The sequence below is a fragment of the Rhizobium sp. N122 genome, assembly GCF_002211295.1.
In the GTDB taxonomy this organism is placed as follows: domain Bacteria; phylum Pseudomonadota; class Alphaproteobacteria; order Rhizobiales; family Rhizobiaceae; genus Rhizobium.
The window spans coordinates 121,876-137,625 of sequence record NZ_LOKU01000056.1; the positions used below are offsets into that span (position 1 = coordinate 121,876).

General features: G+C 62.0%; 16 protein-coding genes. 7 read left to right on the forward strand and 9 right to left on the reverse strand.

Annotated elements, in window-relative coordinates; genetic code table 11:
* Positions 1-122: 122 nt before the first annotated feature.
* The gene (locus ATY75_RS27925; RefSeq protein WP_003570822.1) at positions 123-380 is read right to left on the reverse strand and encodes a DUF1150 family protein; all 258 of its coding nucleotides are present in this window, start codon (positions 378-380) and stop codon (positions 123-125) included.
* Between the two features lie 47 nt (positions 381-427).
* On the reverse strand, positions 428-853 hold the full coding sequence (locus ATY75_RS27930) for an Hsp20 family protein (RefSeq protein ID WP_088940007.1): 426 nt from the start codon (positions 851-853) through the stop codon (positions 428-430).
* Positions 854-1,089: 236 nt separating this feature from the next.
* On the opposite strand from ATY75_RS27930, the gene ATY75_RS27935 reads away from it, so the two are divergent.
* Complete coding sequence (locus ATY75_RS27935; RefSeq protein WP_088940123.1) at positions 1,090-2,034, forward strand: nucleoside hydrolase; 945 nt, start codon at positions 1,090-1,092, stop codon at positions 2,032-2,034.
* Between the two features lie 43 nt (positions 2,035-2,077).
* Here the strand turns inward: ATY75_RS27935 and grpE are convergent, their stop codons facing one another.
* Together grpE and hrcA are read right to left on the reverse strand one after the other, a co-directional pair.
* Positions 2,078-2,710 (reverse strand): nucleotide exchange factor GrpE, encoded by a 633-nt coding sequence (gene grpE, locus ATY75_RS27940; RefSeq protein WP_088940008.1) that lies wholly within the window; start codon positions 2,708-2,710, stop codon positions 2,078-2,080.
* A gap of 111 nt (positions 2,711-2,821) precedes the next feature.
* A complete protein-coding gene (gene hrcA, locus ATY75_RS27945) occupies positions 2,822-3,910 on the reverse strand; it encodes a heat-inducible transcriptional repressor HrcA (RefSeq protein ID WP_003570826.1) in 1,089 nt (362 codons plus the stop codon).
* Between the two features lie 127 nt (positions 3,911-4,037).
* Between hrcA and rph the strand changes: the two genes are divergently transcribed.
* From rph to hemW, 4 genes are read left to right on the forward strand one after another with little or no spacing between them, the layout of a single operon-like run.
* Entirely contained in the window at positions 4,038-4,757 is a 720-nt protein-coding gene (gene rph, locus ATY75_RS27950) for a ribonuclease PH (protein ID WP_003570827.1), read from the forward strand.
* Entirely contained in the window at positions 4,754-5,179 is a 426-nt protein-coding gene (locus tag ATY75_RS27955; RefSeq protein WP_088940009.1) for a VOC family protein, read from the forward strand. The genes rph and ATY75_RS27955 overlap by 4 nt, the downstream gene beginning before the upstream one ends.
* Positions 5,180-5,824, forward strand: coding sequence for an RdgB/HAM1 family non-canonical purine NTP pyrophosphatase (gene rdgB, locus ATY75_RS27960; protein WP_088940010.1), 645 nt, complete (start codon positions 5,180-5,182; stop codon positions 5,822-5,824). It abuts the gene before it with no gap.
* Between the two features lie 9 nt (positions 5,825-5,833).
* On the forward strand, positions 5,834-7,036 hold the full coding sequence (hemW, locus tag ATY75_RS27965) for a radical SAM family heme chaperone HemW (RefSeq protein WP_088940011.1): 1,203 nt from the start codon (positions 5,834-5,836) through the stop codon (positions 7,034-7,036).
* A 134-nt stretch (positions 7,037-7,170) separates the two neighbouring features.
* On the opposite strand, the gene ATY75_RS27970 is transcribed toward hemW, so the two are convergent.
* The 5 genes from ATY75_RS27970 to mutM all read right to left on the reverse strand — a co-directional run bounded on the left by ATY75_RS27970 (position 7,171) and on the right by mutM (position 13,024).
* Positions 7,171-8,283, reverse strand: a complete 1,113-nt coding sequence (locus ATY75_RS27970) for a saccharopine dehydrogenase C-terminal domain-containing protein (protein WP_088940012.1) — start codon at positions 8,281-8,283, stop codon at positions 7,171-7,173.
* 162 nt (positions 8,284-8,445) lie between these two features.
* The gene (gene dnaA / locus ATY75_RS27975) at positions 8,446-9,996 is read right to left on the reverse strand and encodes a chromosomal replication initiator protein DnaA (protein WP_064841238.1); all 1,551 of its coding nucleotides are present in this window, start codon (positions 9,994-9,996) and stop codon (positions 8,446-8,448) included.
* An 857-nt stretch (positions 9,997-10,853) separates the two neighbouring features.
* Positions 10,854-11,132: a 30S ribosomal protein S20 gene (gene rpsT, locus ATY75_RS27980; RefSeq protein ID WP_008524652.1), complete on the reverse strand. Its 279-nt coding sequence runs from the start codon at positions 11,130-11,132 to the stop codon at positions 10,854-10,856.
* A 192-nt stretch (positions 11,133-11,324) separates the two neighbouring features.
* Positions 11,325-12,098, reverse strand: coding sequence for an enoyl-CoA hydratase (locus ATY75_RS27985; protein WP_088940013.1), 774 nt, complete (start codon positions 12,096-12,098; stop codon positions 11,325-11,327).
* A 20-nt stretch (positions 12,099-12,118) separates the two neighbouring features.
* On the reverse strand, positions 12,119-13,024 hold the full coding sequence (gene mutM, locus ATY75_RS27990) for a bifunctional DNA-formamidopyrimidine glycosylase/DNA-(apurinic or apyrimidinic site) lyase (RefSeq protein ID WP_088940014.1): 906 nt from the start codon (positions 13,022-13,024) through the stop codon (positions 12,119-12,121).
* A 149-nt stretch (positions 13,025-13,173) separates the two neighbouring features.
* Here mutM and ubiE point away from each other — a divergent pair, with 149 nt between their 5' ends.
* Positions 13,174-13,950: a bifunctional demethylmenaquinone methyltransferase/2-methoxy-6-polyprenyl-1,4-benzoquinol methylase UbiE gene (gene ubiE / locus ATY75_RS27995; RefSeq protein WP_088940015.1), complete on the forward strand. Its 777-nt coding sequence runs from the start codon at positions 13,174-13,176 to the stop codon at positions 13,948-13,950.
* A gap of 48 nt (positions 13,951-13,998) precedes the next feature.
* The gene (ubiB, locus tag ATY75_RS28000) at positions 13,999-15,573 is read left to right on the forward strand and encodes a 2-polyprenylphenol 6-hydroxylase (RefSeq protein ID WP_088940016.1); all 1,575 of its coding nucleotides are present in this window, start codon (positions 13,999-14,001) and stop codon (positions 15,571-15,573) included.
* Positions 15,574-15,750: the final 177 nt, after the last annotated feature.

The window sequence follows — 15,750 nt, forward strand, 5'->3', positions numbered from 1 at the left end:
GCCTTGCTCCCTCTTCTCCCCAGCGGGGAGAAGGTGGCCTGCAGGGTCGGATGAGAGGGCCGCAGGCACAGCACCAACGGCGATCAGCCTATCCTGAAGCAGCGTCCGACAATTAGGCACTCTCAGTGCAGGCTGACCGTCTTCAGTTCGTCTTCGGCAGCCTTGAAGAAGGTGCTGGAGCGGTTGTCCGTCAAGAGGATCGGCGTGCCGTCGGCGCCGAAGAGTGCCCAGAGGTCGACGTTCGGATCGATATCCGGGGCCTCTGGAAAGCACTTAGCGACCTCTTCGGTGCGCATTTTTCTGATATAGGCGACCTCGCCGCTGCCGATGTGGGCAAGCTCGGATTTGGTCAAGTGAGACGTGGCTTCTTTCATCAACATTCCTGTTCCTCCGGAAGAAGGGACCAACGGTTCGACAAACCGTTGTGCTACTGTGAGACCGAAATGTTAATTTTCTTGACCATGCGCGCGGGCTCGGGCCGAATTAGATCGACGGAGAGCAGACCGTTCTTCAGGCCGGCACCGAGCACCTGCATGCCGTCGGCAAGAACGAAGGTACGCTGAAACTGGCGGGCGGCGATGCCGCGATAGAGATAGTCCCGTTCTCCCTGCTCGACCTGGCGGCCGCGAATCAGAAGCTGGTTTTCCTCGATGGAAACATCGAGTTCGTCCTCGCCGAAACCGGCGACAGCGAGCGTGATGCGCAGACGTTCCGGCGCGCCGCTATCGGCACCGATGCGTTCGATATTGTAAGGCGGATATCCGTCGCTCGCCTTGGAAATGCGCTCCAGCGTCTTTTCCATGGCATCGAAGCCCAGAAGCAGCGGGCTGGCGAAAGGGGTAATGCGGCTCATCTCTTTTCAAGTCCTTGATGCAAGCGACCATCCCGGACCTTAAGGGCAGCATCCGGATGCCGCTAATATGGGGACAGCACCCCGGCGCTGCAAGACGCAGGCGACGTCTCGGCGCCACCCGCAATTTCAAGGTGACGGCCGGGGCTGCTTGACAAAGCGCCTGCTGCCTCGCATCAACACGTGCCGGCGCGCAATGTGCCGATTTGCGACGAGAAATGAAGAAAACGGTGCATCGGATGGCAGGCGCAAGAAAGATCATCATCGACACGGATCCCGGTCAGGACGACGCGGCCGCCATCATGCTGGCCTTCGGCAGCCCCGACGAGCTCGAGGTGCTGGGGATCACCACGGTCGCCGGCAATGTGCCGTTGGCGCTGACCAGCCGCAATGCGCGCATCGTCTGCGAACTCTGCGGCCGGACGGAGACCAAGGTTTTTGCCGGCGCCGACGCGCCGATCGCCCGCAAGCTGGTGACCGCCGAACATGTGCACGGCAAGACGGGCCTCGACGGTCCTGAACTCAGCGAGCCGACGATGGCGCTGCAGCCGGTTCATTCCGTCGATTTCATCATCGAGACGCTGCGCCGCGAGCCGGCAGGCACCGTGACACTCTGCACGCTCGGGCCGCTCACCAATATTGGCTTGGCCTTGCAGAAGGCGCCCGATATCGCCCCGCGCATTCGCGAACTGGTGATGATGGGCGGCGGCTTTTTCGAAGGCGGCAACATCACGCCGGCGGCCGAATTCAATATCTATGTCGACCCCGAGGCCGCCGATATCGTCTTCCGCTCAGGCGTGCCGATCGTGATGATGCCGCTCGACGTGACGCACCAATTGCTGACCCGCAAGGACCGGGTGAAGCGCATGGCCGAGATCGGCACGGCGCCGGCAAAGGCGATGGTCGAGATGCTGGAATTCTTCGAGCGCTTCGATATCGAGAAATACGGCTCCGACGGCGGGCCGCTGCATGACCCGACGGTGATCGCTTACCTCTTGAAGCCGGAGCTTTTCCAGGGTCGGGACTGCAATGTCGAGATCGAGGTCCAATCCGAACTCACCATCGGCATGACTGTGGTCGACTGGTGGCATGTGACGGATCGCAAGCGCAATGCGAAGGTGATGCGCCATGTCGATGCGGACGGTTTCTTCGATCTTCTGATCGAACGCTTCGCCCGCATCTGATCTTTTGGTTTTCCTTCTCTCACACAAGAGAAGGAAAACAACTTCAGGCGTCCTTCTCGTCGAAGACGGAATTGGTTTCGGCTTCGGCCGCCTTCGGGCCGCCCTTGGCGACGCCGACCATGGCCGGGCGCAGCACACGCTCGCCAATGGAAAAGCCTGCCTGCACGACCTGGACGACGGTGTTGTTCGGCACCTCGGGGTTCGGCACCTCGAACATCGCCTGATGGAAATTCGGGTCGAACTTCTGGCCGACCGGCTCCAGCTTGCGAACGCCGTGGCGCTCGAGCGCCGACAGCATGGCGCGCTCGGTCATCTCCACGCCCTCGATCAGGGTGGTCAGGCCGGCATCGGCCGCGTCCTTGACCTCTGGCGGGATGGCATCCAGCGCCCGGCGCAGATTATCCGAGACGGCCAGCATGTCACGCGCGAAACCGGCGACGGAATAGGACTTGGCGTCTTTGACCTCACGCTCGGTGCGGCGGCGCAGATTGTCCATTTCGGCGGCAAGGCGCAGATAGCGGTCGCGTAGCTCGCCGTTTTCGGCTTTCAGAAGCTCGAGTGCATCAGGCTGAGGGGCCTCTTCCTGCGCGATATCGTTCTCGACGTAGGCGGCAGCGTCGGCTGCGGCATCGGCCGCAGTTGCGTCAGGTCCGTTTTTCGTCGTGTCATCGGTCATGACGGTCTCCGGTTGGTGTCTTCAGATGCGCCCGATATCGAGGTTTGACCGAAAAAAATCAAGTCTGCATGACAAAGAAGCGAAAATTCCGCGGTCTTGGTCAAAGCCACGTCAAAGCGGATTGCGCGAAAGCCGGGAGACGAGCTGGGCGGTGTAATCGACCATCGGCACGATGCGGGAATAATTGAGCCGCGTCGGGCCGATGACGCCGACGGCGCCGACAATGCGATCGTCGTCGTCACGATAGGGCGCGACGATGAGCGACGAACCGGACAGCGAGAAGAGCTTGTTTTCCGAACCGATGAAGATGCGCACGCCCGAGCCGGTTTCGGCGAGATTGAGGATCTCGATCAGGCTGTCCTTCTTTTCGAGATCGTCGAACAGCAGGCGCAGCCGGTCGAGATCTTCGGCGCCGGCGAGGCCTTCGAGCAGGTTGGCGCGGCCGCGGATGATCAGTTGCGCCGGCTTGCCCTCGTCCGGGCTGCCGGCCCAGACGGCAATACCGCGCTCGACGAGATCGCGCGACAGGGCATCGAGCTCGTGGCGGACGTTGTCCTTCAGCTGGCTTAATTGTTTGCGCAGCTCCGGCAGGGTCTGGCCGGACATATGGGCGTTGAGAAAATTCGCAGCCTCGGCCAGCTGCGAGGAGGTGACGCCCGCCGGCAGCTCGATGATGCGGTTTTCCACCTGATCGTGATCACCGACGAGTACGGCCAGCGCCTTGGTCGGCTCCAGCCGGATGAACTCGACATGTTTGAGCACCGGATCGCTTTTCGAGGTGATGACAAGGCCGGCACCGCGCGAAATGCCGGACAGCATGCGGCTGGCCTCGTTCATCATCGATTCCACCGGATTGCCGCCGCTTTCGGCCCGCACCTGACGGTCGATGCTGGCGCGGTCCTCGGCGGAGAGATCGCCGACCTGCATGAAAGCATCGACGAAGAAACGCAGGCCGATCTGGGTCGGCAGCCGGCCGGCGCTGATATGCGGCGAATAGATCAGGCCAAGATCTTCCAGATCGCTCATGACGTTGCGCACCGAGGCCGGCGACAGCGACATCGGCAGCAGGCGGGACAGGTTGCGCGACCCGAGCGGCTCACCGCTCTCCAGATAGCCTTCGACGATGCGACGAAAAATTTCCCTGGAGCGCTCGTCCAGCGCAGCAACGGCATCCGAAACCGATGTCGACCTGATGCCCATGAAGCTTTAGAATCCGCGCTGATGATACTTCCCGAAAAGTAAGTCAAACTCGCAGCCGTGGCAAAAGGGAATTTGCAAATGGGCGCCGCCAATCGTAGAAGCGGTCAACAAACCCCAGGAGATAAGAATGCGGCCTTCAGGCAGAAAAATCGACCAGATGCGCAAGGTCTCGTTCGAGCGCAATTTTTCCAAGCATGCGGAAGGCTCGTGCCTGGTGAAGTTCGGCGATACGCATGTGCTCTGCACGGCCAGCCTCGAAGAAAAGACGCCGCCATGGCTGCGCAATACCGGCAAGGGCTGGGTCACGGCCGAATACGGCATGCTGCCGCGGGCGACCGGCGAGCGCATGAAGCGTGAGGCGGCGGCCGGCAAGCAGGGCGGCCGCACCCAGGAGATCCAGCGGCTGATCGGCCGATCGCTGCGCGCGGTCGTCGATCTGCAGGCGCTCGGCGAACGGCAGATCACCCTTGATTGCGATGTCATCCAGGCCGATGGCGGCACGCGTACAGCCTCGATCACCGGCGGCTGGATCGCGCTTTACGATTGCCTGAAATGGATGGAAAGCCGCAACATGATCAAAGTCGACCGGGTCCTGAAGGATCATGTCGCCGCCATTTCCTGCGGCGTCTTCGCCAGCCAGCCGGTGATCGATCTCGATTACCTCGAGGATTCCTCGGCCGAGACCGACGCCAATTTCGTCATGACCGGCGCCGGCGGCATCGTCGAGATCCAGGGCACGGCCGAAGGCACGCCGTTTAGCGAAGAGGAATTCACCTCGCTGATGGGTCTTGCCAAGAACGGCATCGGCGAACTCGTCGCCCTGCAGAAACAGGCGATTGCGGGATGAACTCCATGCTGGAAGGCATGTTGGAAACGGCGCTCTATGCGCGCGATCTCGATAAGGCCGAGGCGTTCTACGAGAGCGTTCTCGGGCTCGAAAAGATCACCCGCGCCGCCAACCGGCATGTCTTCTTCCGCTGCGGCCCCGGCGTTCTGTTGATCTTCAATCCGGAGGAAACCGTGAAGCCGCCGGCACCTGACGCGCTGCAGGTGCCGCCGCATGGCACGAGCGGCGAGGGCCATGCCTGCTTTCGGGTGTCCGGCCGCAACATCGATGCGATGGCCGAACGGCTGAAAGCGGCCGGTGTGGCGATCGAATCCGAGGTGCACTGGCCGAACGGCGGCCGCTCCATCTATTTCCGCGATCCTGAGGGAAACAGCCTCGAATGCGCGGAGGCGAAAATCTGGGGCATCGAACAGGATAGCTGAATGCGAAAGCTCGAAACAAAGACCATTGTCGTCGCCAGCCACAATGCCGGCAAGATCCGCGAGATCCAGGAACTGATCGGGCCGCTCGGCTTCACCGCCAAATCGGCCGCCGAGCTGAATTTCGTCGAACCTGACGAAACCGGCACCAGCTTCGAGGAGAATGCGACGATCAAGGCGGTCGCCTCCGCCAATGCCGCCGGCATGCCGGCGCTTTCGGACGATTCCGGGCTGGTGGTCGATGCGCTCGGTGGCGATCCCGGCGTCTACACCGCCAATTGGGCGGAGACATCGGACGGCACGCGCGATTTCGACATGGCGATGGCGAAGGTGGAAAAGGCGCTGCAGGATGCAGGCGCCACGGCGCCCGAACAGCGCACCGCGCGCTTTGTCAGCGTGCTTTGCCTCGCCTGGCCGGACGGCCATACCGAGCTCTTCCGCGGCGAAGTTGAAGGCAATGTCGTCTGGCCGCCGCGCGGCACCCAGGGCTTCGGCTATGATCCGGTCTTCCAGCCGGAAGGCCACGGCGTCACCTTCGGCGAGATGAGCGGCGAGGAAAAACACGGCTGGAACATCGGCAAGCCACAGGCGCTGTCGCACCGGGCCCGCGCCTTCAAACTCTTTGTCGAAACCTGCCTGGAGGCATAAGGTCGCGAAGTGGACAATTTCGATACGCCAGGCTCCTCGCGCGATGCGGCGCTGCTGCCCGATACCGGCGAGCCCGGCTTCGGCGTCTATGTCCATTGGCCCTTCTGCGCGGCAAAGTGTCCCTATTGCGATTTCAACAGCCATGTGCGCCACCAGCCGGTGGATCAGGAGCGCTTTACAGCCGCCTTCCTGAGGGAGATGGCGACGGTGCGGGCAATGAGCGGGCCGAAGACAGTCACCAGCATCTTCCTCGGCGGCGGCACGCCGTCGCTGATGAACCCGGCAACGGTCTCTTCAATTCTCGACGGCATTGCCCGGCACTGGCATGTGCCCGCCGGCATCGAGATCACCATGGAGGCCAACCCTTCAAGCGTCGAGGCCGACCGCTTCCGCGGCTATCGGGCGGCCGGCGTCAACCGCGTCTCGCTCGGCGTGCAGGCGTTGAACGACCGGGATCTGAAATTTCTCGGCCGGCTGCATGATGTCGCCGATGCGCTGAAGGCGATCCGGCTGGCGCGCGAGATTTTTCCGCGCATGTCCTTCGACCTGATCTACGCCCGGCCGGGCCAGACGGTCGAGGAATGGGAAAAGGAGCTCAAGCAGGCGATCTCCTATGCGGTCGACCATCTGTCGCTCTACCAGCTGACCATCGAGGAAGGCACGCCCTTCTACGGCCTGCACAAATCAGGCAAACTGATCGTGCCGGATGGCGAGCAATCGGCGGTGCTCTACGAGGCGACGCAGGAAATCACCGCGCGCGAGGGCATGCCCGCCTATGAGGTTTCCAACCATGCCCGGCCGGGTGCGGAAAGCCGGCATAACCTGACCTATTGGCGTTACGGCGACTATGCCGGGATCGGCCCCGGCGCGCACGGACGGCTGACGCGCGGCCCCGAAAAGATCGCAACGGCGACCGAGCGCAAGCCGGAAGCCTGGCTCGAGATGGTCGAGCGCGACGGCCACGGCATTCTCGACGAGGAACGGCTCGGCTACGAGGAACAGTCCGACGAATTGCTGCTGATGGGGCTGCGGCTCAGGGAAGGTGTCGACCTTGCCCGCTGGCAGCAGCTTTCCGGCCGCGACCTCGACCCGAAACGCGAGGAATTCCTGCTCGAACACAAATTCATCGAGCGAATCGGCAATTCGCGGCTGCGCTGCACGCCGACGGGCATGCTGATCCTCGATTCCGTCGTCGCCGATCTCGCCTGCTGACATCGGATAACGGATTGTTTCCGGTGCGGCGATAACCTTACCGCCGCACCGGAAAATATTCTCAGCCGTGGCCCTGCATAATTCCTTAAATCGAAATCGACTTTAAGGATAAAATTATGCAGCAATTCAAAGTGCTACAGCGTCCTTTGCGCGTCTGAAGAGACGCGCGGCGCTGTAGTGGCGCCCGCCTTGAACAGGCTGCCGGTCGGCGTCTTCAGGAACATCTCCAGCGGAATATGCTCCTGGTGCAGGAAGCCGGTGGCCGGCAGCAGGCCGTCGCGGACCATCTCGATGACGGCAACGACGGAGGCCGAGGTCGTCCAGGCGATCGCCGTGCGGCGGGCGCCGGCAATCTCGATCGGGTAATAGGCACGCACGAACTCCTTGCGGCGCAGGCTGCCGTTCTCCGTGCCCTCGGCGGCGACATGGACATAGACGACATCGTCTTCAACAGGCGGCTTGGCATTGGTCAGGATCTCGCCCGCAAGCTTGCGCTTGTCGCGCATCAAAAGCTCGTGGAAGAAGAAGTTCATCAGCTCCATATGGCCGGGATAACGCATGGTCTTGTAATCGAGATTGTCGATCTTGCCGAGCATGGTGTCGCACATGGTGCCGAGGCCGCCCGAGGTGGTGAAGGCTTCGAGCTTGACGCCGCCGACATAGACGGTCTCGTGCCATTCCATCGGCGAGACGAGCTTGCGCACCCCACCCTCGATGACCTCGCAATCGTTCAGATATTCGTTGACGACACCTTCCGGCGACCAGTTGAAAGCATAACCCAGCAGCCCAGTCGGATGCTGCGGCAGGGCGCCGACGCGCATGCGGATCGAACGGCAGCGATCGAAGCCGTCGGCAAGGCTGGCGCCGACGATGCCGACGAAACCCGGTGCCAGGCCGCATTGCGGCGCCATCAGGCCGCGGGCGGTCTTTGACAGTTCGATGATGAAATTGGTGGTGGGAACGTCTTCGGTCAGGTCGAAATAATGAATCCCGGCGAGATGGGCGGCGCGCGCCAATTCGATGTTCAGATGGTAAGGCAGGCAGGAAAGCACCGCCTCGACATTCGACAGCAGCTCGCCGACCACTTGGACGTCGGCAATATCGCCGGCCCGGCACTTGAAGGGAACGTCGCTCAGCGGCAGTTGCGCATCGACGCCGATGACCTCGAAACCGCCCTCATGCAAAAGCGTGGCCGCCAGCCGTCCGACCTTGCCGAGGCCGAGAACGGCGATCTTTCTAAAACTCATTCATTATCCTCCCATGCGCCCTCCCGGCGCTTCAGTCTTGTCCGATGCACGCCGCTCCAAATCGGACATGCAGGGGACGGCCGGAGGTATAGAATAAAAAGCTCATAAAGCAAAACGGCCGGAATCGCTTCCAGCCGTCAAAACTTTGCGAAAATCGGATGGCTATTCGTTGATCAGCCGCTTCAGAAGCTCGACCTCGTGCGACAGCTTGGTGTCCCCGGAAATCAGCTCTTCGATCTTGCGCACGGCGTGCAGCACGGTCGTATGATCCCTTCCGCCGAAACGGCGGCCGATCTCGGGGAAGGAGCGCGGCGTCAGCGTCTTCGACAGATACATGGCGATCTGGCGCGGCTTGACGATGACGCGGGTGCGGCGGTTCGAGACCAGTTCCTGGCGCGAGACATTGTAGTGCCTGGCGACGATGCGCTGGATATCCTCGATGCGCACGCGGCGGGGCTCGCCGGAGCCGACCAGATGGGCCAGCAGCTCGTCGACGCGCTCGATCGACAGGTTCGGCTCGAAGGAGCGCCGGAAGACCAGCTGGTTGAAGGCGCCTTCGAGTTCGCGGCCGCTGGCCGTGATGTTGCGGGCGACGTGCTGGAGCAGGTCGGCCGGTATTTCGAGCGACGGATCTTCGAGCCGGGCTGCCGCCAGGCGACGCTTGAGGATTTCGAGACGCATCTCGTAATCCGGCGCGTCGAATTCGATCGCCACGCCGCCCTGCAGGCGCGAGCGGACGCGGGGATCGAGCGATTCCAGCTCCCAGGGGGCGCGATCGGCGGCGACGACAACCTGCTTGGCGCTGTCGAGCAGCATGTTGAGGAGATGGCAGAATTCATGCTGAATCATCTTGCCCTGCAGGAACTGCATGTCGTCGATGATCAGGAGATCGATATTGCGCAGCGAATCCTTCAGCGTCAGCGCGTCATTGTCACGGATCGCGGTGGCGAAGCGCCACATGAAATATTCGGCGGTGAGATAGACGACGCGCAGCGCCCGCGGGTTCTGCACCGCTGCATTGGCGATTGCCTGCAGCAGGTGGGTCTTGCCGAGGCCGACCGCCGAATGGATGAACAGCGGATTGAAGCGCACAGCGCCGGAACCGGCTTCGGCGATCGTCTTCGCAGCCGCAAGCGCGACGCGGTTCGAGCTGCCTTCAACGAAGGTGTCAAAGGTGAAGCGGCTGTCGAGCGGCGAACCGAAGAGCGGCGAACCAAAGCTTGCGGGCCTTGCCGCAGCAACTGAGGAAACCGCCTGCTGGACGGCTTGGCCGGCCGGCTGGGCGCTTGCAGGGCGGCGCGCCTGGGGGGCAACGACCGGCTCGGGCTGGACCGCCTCATCGAGCGCCTTCGTGCCGCTGCGCGTCGCCGTGCGCACCAGGACTTCGATCTTCAGAATTTCCGGATCCTCGGCCTGGAACAGGCCGGTGATGAGATCGAGATAACGATTGTTGATCCACGACTTCAGGAAGGTGGTGGGAACCGACAGGCGAACCACGCTCTTCGATACCGAATGCAGCTTCAGCCGGGCGAACCAGCTGGCATAGACGTCAGGACCGACCTGGGCCTTCAAGCGCGCGCTGACGCGCTCAAACAAGATGCCGTGCTTCATTTCCGCCTGTGCTTCTCCCACTTCGAGGCGAATGGAGCCAAACGCCTGCGGTGCCACATCCCCATTGTCGAGCCCGCCCGTCGTCATCGTATTCATCTGCATAATGCCGCCTTTCAATTCCACCGGGCGGCTTCCGCTAAAATAGCCGCCCGATTATTCCCCGCTTTGGCGGGCCGACGGCATCCTCATGAAGCCGCTTACCTGCCGGTTCACTCAAACACTGCCCCCGAAGGGACCGGCACAAAACGCCGTTGCAGGAACCGCATTCATGCGGCAACCTTCATCGGCTTTCCGTGCCAGGCCAGCGGTCGATCCTCGTTTTCGACCGATCAGCCCGAACGCAATATCACTTTAACCTTCTCCGGCGGCCTCGCCTTAAACGTGTGGCCACTGAAGGCACAAAACATCCCTGCCCGTAACAGCCACGTTACGGCCCAAATCCGTCGAGTGCTTGAAAAAACGGAAGCGCAAGGCTCCGTAACAAATGGCACAAACTTATCGCCCTGCCGACGTGGCAGTTAAGACCGAGCCTCTGCAGGTGATGTCCGCGCCCTTTGTTGAAAGCCATTTAGGCAGGATCAAAAGGCAATATCAACGATGAATTTTACGCAAAATTAAGAAGCGGGCATTGACTCCGGGGGCCGTTTTCGGGCGTCACACCAGCGTCAAAAAAGAATCGCTTTTGAATCAAGGAGATTCCCCGTTCGGGCTATTTTGACACGCATGGAAAGAAAAAAAATAAAAATCTTCTTGACTCCCCCCTGGTCCCGGAAGGTCGGGGCAGAGTCGCGCGGCGTGAAAGCATCCTTGCGCAAGTCTTTGTTTGTGAACGCTTTTTCCTGTCATGGCACTGACACGAAACAGTCGCACGATTAACCATACAGGGGCCGATCGGCGGAATCGAAAAAGCCCGGTAAAATTACCGGGCTAATCATAAAGATGAAGTCGTTAACGGAAGATTACGCGGTCGCGCTAACCGAAAGAGCCTTCACACGAGCGGCCAGGCGAGAGACCTTGCGGGATGCCGTGTTGGAGTGCAGCACGCCCTTGCTGGCGGCGCGGGCAAGCTCGGGCTGAGCGGCCAAGAAAGCGGCCTTCGCCTTGTCGGCGTCACCGGATGCGATGGCCTCTTCGACCTGGCGAACGAAAGTACGAACGCGCGAGCGACGAGCCTTATTGACGTCGGTACGGCGGGCGATCTTGCGGGTCGCTTTTTTCGCCGAAGTTGTATTGGCCATGGATGCCTCTCTCAAGAATTCGAACAAACTCCGCCATTACCGCGGGCCCTGCGGCCACAAAATCCAGCAATGCGGGAGCAATCGCGGAAAACCAAACCGGCTTTCCGAACCGTGGGCGGGCATATAACTCTAAAGCCGGCCCACGTCAACGCGGATTTTCACGCTTTGCCACCGGCAAACGCCGAAAAGCATTCAACGGTGCTTAAAAGCCGGTTTGCGCTTTTCGACGAAGGCCGCCATGCCTTCCTTCTGGTCGTCGGTGGCAAAGAGACTGTGAAACAGCCGGCGCTCGAAGCGGAGCCCCTCCTCCAGCGTCGTCTCGAAGGCGCGGTTGACCGTCTCCTTGGCCATCATCACCGAGGGCTGCGACAGCGAGGCGATCTTTTCGGCCGCGGCGAGAGCTTCCTCGATCAGACGCCCGGGCGCCACCACACGCGAAACGAGTCCCGACCGCTCCGCCTCGGCGGCATCCATCATCCGGCCGGTGAGGACGAGATCCATCGCTTTCGCCTTGCCGACGGCGCGCGTCAGCCGCTGCGAGCCGCCCATGCCGGGAATGACCCCGAGGGTGATTTCCGGCTGGCCGAACTTCGCCGTCTCCGAGGCGATGATGAAATCGCACATCATGGCCAGTTCGCAGCCGCCACCGAGCGCAAAACCGCTGACGGCGGCAATCACCGGCTTGCGGGCCTTGGCAACCTCGTCCCAGCCGCTGATGAAATCACTCTTATAGATATCGGCGAACTGAAGCGCCTGCATCTCCTTGATATCGGCGCCGGCGGCAAAGGCGCGTTCCGAACCGGTGATGACGATCGCGCCGACCGCCTCGTCGGCGTGGAAGGCGGCATAGGCCTCCTTCAACTCCTTCAGGACGGTGGAATTCAGCGCGTTCAGCGCCTGCGGTCGGTTCAGCGTGACGAGGCCGACACTGCCTCGGGTTTCGACGATCAGGGTCTCATAGGCCATGCTGTTCTCCCGGTTTTCGCTTACTTCTGGCAGGTGGCGCAATAGAAGGTGGAGCGGCCCGCCTGGACGACGCGGGCGACCGTACCGCCGCAGCCGGGCGTGCGGCAAGCCTCACCTTCGCGATCATAGACGGAGAAGGAATGCTGGAAATAGCCGAGCGATCCGTCGGTCTGGATATGATCGCGCAGCGACGATCCACCGGCGGCGATGGCATCGGCGATGACGTCGCGGATCGAGGCGACGAGCAGGTCGAGCTGCTGCTTCGGCTTACCGCCTGCGGTTACCAGCGTGCCGGCGGCGCGGACCGGCGAAAGATGCGCGCGCCACAGCGCCTCGCAGACATATATATTGCCGAGACCGGCAATGTTCTTCTGGTCGAGCAGCGCACTCTTCAATGGCTGCGCCTTGTTGCGGAAGCGCTCGGCGAGATAGGCGGCGCCAAGCTCGTTTCCGGTCGGCTCCGGCCCGAGATCGCGGAAGAAGGGATGGGTGGCGAGATCGGCGCGCTCGACCATATCCATGAAGCCGAAACGGCGCGGGTCGTTATAGACGACGCGGCGCGGGCCGCTTGCGCCTTCCAGATGAAAGACGACGTGATCGTGCTTCTCGTCCTTCGAGCGGGCATGGTGGAATTCGCCGGGCGTGGCGGCTGCGGCGCCTTCCTCGATGCGGCCCTCCTCGATGCGAAAAGAGCCGGACATGCCGAGATGGGAGATCAGCGTGTTGCCGTCGTCGAGATCGACCAGCAGATATTTGGCGCGGCGGCCAAGCCCGACGATGGTGCGGCCGGAAACCCTGTCGGCGAATGCGTCGGGAAAGGGAAAGCGCAGATCGCCGCGGCGCAGCTCCAGCCTGGCGACGCGAGCCCCCTCCATCGTCGGCGCCAGGCCGCGTTTTACCGTTTCGACTTCTGGCAATTCCGGCATCTTAACCCATCTGTATCTAACGTGTTTCAACCGAGGACGATGTGCGCTATAGCGCCAGTGGTCCGCGGAGAGCGCGGCCCAGTGATAACGTCGCGCGCGGCCTTTCGCTATGGCCTGCGCGGCTGAATATCAAGGAACGGAGCAGTCTGATGTCAGAAAGCCGCACTTCCGCCGATGGCGGCATGGAGACCTCCTACGGCTTCCGCGAGGTGTCTGACGGCGAGAAGCAGGGCCTCGTCAACCAGGTGTTCCACAAGGTCGCCAAGCGCTACGACATCATGAACGACGTCATGTCGATGGGCATGCACCGCGCCTGGAAGGATGCGATGATTTCGGCGCTGAACCCGCGCAAGGAGCCGGGCTACAAGGTGCTCGACGTTGCCGGCGGCACCGGGGACATCGCCTTCCGCATCGTCGAGGCTTCGGGCCGGCAGGCGCATGCGACCGTGCTCGACATCAACGGTTCGATGCTCGGCGTCGGCGCCGAGCGGGCGGAAAAGAAGAAGCTTTCCGGCAATCTCACCTTCGTCGAGGCAAATGCAGAAGAACTGCCGTTCGAAGCCGCCAGCTTCCACGCCTATACGATCGCCTTCGGCATCCGCAACGTGCCGCGGATCGACGCGGCGCTGTCGGAGGCCTATCGCGTCTTGAAGCGCGGCGGCCGGCTGCTGGTGCTCGAATTTTCCGAAGTCGACATGCCGCTGCTCGACAAGATCTACGACGCCTGGTCGTTCAACGCCATTCCGCAATTCGGCAAGGCGATCACCGGCGATGCCGAACCCTACCAATATCTGGTGGAATCGATCCGCAAATTCCCCAACCAGGAGAATTTTGCGGCAATGATCCGCCAGGCCGGTTTTTCGCGCGTCAGCTACACCAATTATACCGGCGGCATCGCCGCGCTGCATTCCGGCTGGAAGCTCTGAGGGAATGGGACAAGAAAAGACAACCCTCCCTCGGCGGGGCACTGTGGCATGAGCACTTTCGGAGCCTATTTCCGCCTTTGGCGCGTCGGCTGGGTGCTCGTGCGTGAGGGCGTCGTCTCGGCGCTGCCTTCCGAGGGGCTGCCGCCTCCGGTGGCGCTCGCCAAATCCTTCGTCACGATTTTCGAGCGCAGCAAGGCGCGGCATCAGAAACGCAGCGACCGGTTGGCGCAGGCCGTCGAGCGGCTCGGCCCTTCCTATGTGAAGATCGGGCAATTCCTGGCGACACGGCCGGATGTCGTCGGCGTCGAATTCGCCAACGACCTGTCGCAGTTGCAGGACCGAATGGCCTTTTTTCCCTCGGCTGCCGCCAAGGCCAATATCGAAGGCTCGCTCGGGCGGCCGATCGGCGAACTCTATGCGAGCTTCGAGGAGCCGATCGCCGCCGCCTCGATCGCCCAGGTGCATCCGGCCGAAGTCGAGACATCGGCGGGGCGCAAGAAGGTCGCCGTCAAGATCGTGCGGCCCGGCGTGCGCCAGCGTTTTGCCCATGACATCGAGGCGATGTATCTCGTCGCCCACATGCAGGAGCGTTTCCTGCCCTCCAGCCGGCGGCTGCGGCCGGTCGAGGTGACGAAGACGCTGGAACAGACGACGAAGATGGAGATGGATCTTCGCCTGGAGGCGGCCGCCCTTTCCGAGACCGCCGAGAATACCGAGAGAGATCCCGGCTTCCGCGTGCCGAAGGTCGACTGGGAGCGAACGGGGCGCGACGTCATCACCATGGAGTGGATCGACGGCACGCGCATGTCCGACGTCGAGGGGCTGCGCGCGGCCGGCCACGATCTCAACCTGCTTGCCGATACGCTGATCCAGTCCTTCCTGCGCCATACGCTGCGCGACGGCTTCTTCCATGCCGACATGCATCCGGGCAATCTCTTCGTCGATGCGAGCGGCATGATCGTCGCCGTCGACATGGGCATTGTCGGGCGGCTCGGCAAAAAGGAGCGGCGGTTCCTCGCCGAAATCCTCTACGGCTTCATCACCCGCGATTATATCCGTGTGGCCGAGGTGCATTTCGAGGCGGGCTATGTGCCCGGCCACCACAATGTCGAGAGTTTCGCCCAGGCAATCCGGGCGATCGGCGAGCCGATCCATGGGCAGCCGGCCGAGACGATCTCGATGGGCAAGCTGCTGACGCTGCTTTTCGAAGTGACCGAACTCTTCGACATGGCGACACGGCCGGAACTGGTGATGCTGCAGAAGACCATGGTCGTGGTCGAAGGCGTGTCGCGCATGCTCAACCCGCGCTTCAACATGTGGAAGGCCTCCGAGCCCGTCGTCGGCGACTGGATCCGCACCAATCTCGGGCCGAAGCGGATCGCCGCCGACCTCAAGGACGGGCTGAAGGCGGCGGTGAAGCTTGCCGAAGCCGTGCCGGAAATTGCCGCGAAGACCGAAAAATTCCATCACCAGCTTCTGCAGATGAGCGAACACGGCTTACGGTTCGACGAACAGACGGCAGAGGCGATCGGCAAGGCCGAGGCGCGGCATAACCGTTCGGCCAGGATTGCGCTGTGGATCATCGCATTGACGCTTCTCTATATTGCCTGGATGCTGAGCTGATCCGTCCGTAAACATGCTGTGTTCGGCATTTAGGATATCCCATGTGACGGAGGAGCCGCTTAGTCTGACAATCTAAAGCGCGCCGCGATCTTCAGATTCGCTCCTTGCGCTTTAGGTCTTTGGTTTTACGCATGTCGTTATCGCAAAACCGCTGCACACTTTTGCGCGACATGCGTT

Bases quoted from the DNA above. Each gene is read 5' to 3' on its own strand.
- ATY75_RS27925 (WP_003570822.1), bottom strand. From the start codon at position 380: ATGTTGATGAAAGAAGCCACGTCTCACTTGACCAAATCCGAGCTTGCC.
- ATY75_RS27930 (WP_088940007.1), bottom strand. From the start codon at position 853: ATGAGCCGCATTACCCCTTTCGCCAGCCCGCTGCTTCTGGGCTTCGAT.
- ATY75_RS27935 (WP_088940123.1), top strand. From the start codon at position 1,090: ATGGCAGGCGCAAGAAAGATCATCATCGACACGGATCCCGGTCAGGAC.
- grpE (WP_088940008.1), bottom strand. From the start codon at position 2,710: ATGACCGATGACACGACGAAAAACGGACCTGACGCAACTGCGGCCGAT.
- hrcA (WP_003570826.1), bottom strand. From the start codon at position 3,910: ATGGGCATCAGGTCGACATCGGTTTCGGATGCCGTTGCTGCGCTGGAC.
- rph (WP_003570827.1), top strand. From the start codon at position 4,038: ATGCGGCCTTCAGGCAGAAAAATCGACCAGATGCGCAAGGTCTCGTTC.
- ATY75_RS27955 (WP_088940009.1), top strand. From the start codon at position 4,754: ATGAACTCCATGCTGGAAGGCATGTTGGAAACGGCGCTCTATGCGCGC.
- rdgB (WP_088940010.1), top strand. From the start codon at position 5,180: ATGCGAAAGCTCGAAACAAAGACCATTGTCGTCGCCAGCCACAATGCC.
- ATY75_RS27970 (WP_088940012.1), bottom strand. From the start codon at position 8,283: ATGAGTTTTAGAAAGATCGCCGTTCTCGGCCTCGGCAAGGTCGGACGG.
- dnaA (WP_064841238.1), bottom strand. From the start codon at position 9,996: ATGCAGATGAATACGATGACGACGGGCGGGCTCGACAATGGGGATGTG.
- rpsT (WP_008524652.1), bottom strand. From the start codon at position 11,132: ATGGCCAATACAACTTCGGCGAAAAAAGCGACCCGCAAGATCGCCCGC.
- ATY75_RS27985 (WP_088940013.1), bottom strand. From the start codon at position 12,098: ATGGCCTATGAGACCCTGATCGTCGAAACCCGAGGCAGTGTCGGCCTC.
- mutM (WP_088940014.1), bottom strand. From the start codon at position 13,024: ATGCCGGAATTGCCAGAAGTCGAAACGGTAAAACGCGGCCTGGCGCCG.
- ubiE (WP_088940015.1), top strand. From the start codon at position 13,174: ATGTCAGAAAGCCGCACTTCCGCCGATGGCGGCATGGAGACCTCCTAC.
- ubiB (WP_088940016.1), top strand. From the start codon at position 13,999: ATGAGCACTTTCGGAGCCTATTTCCGCCTTTGGCGCGTCGGCTGGGTG.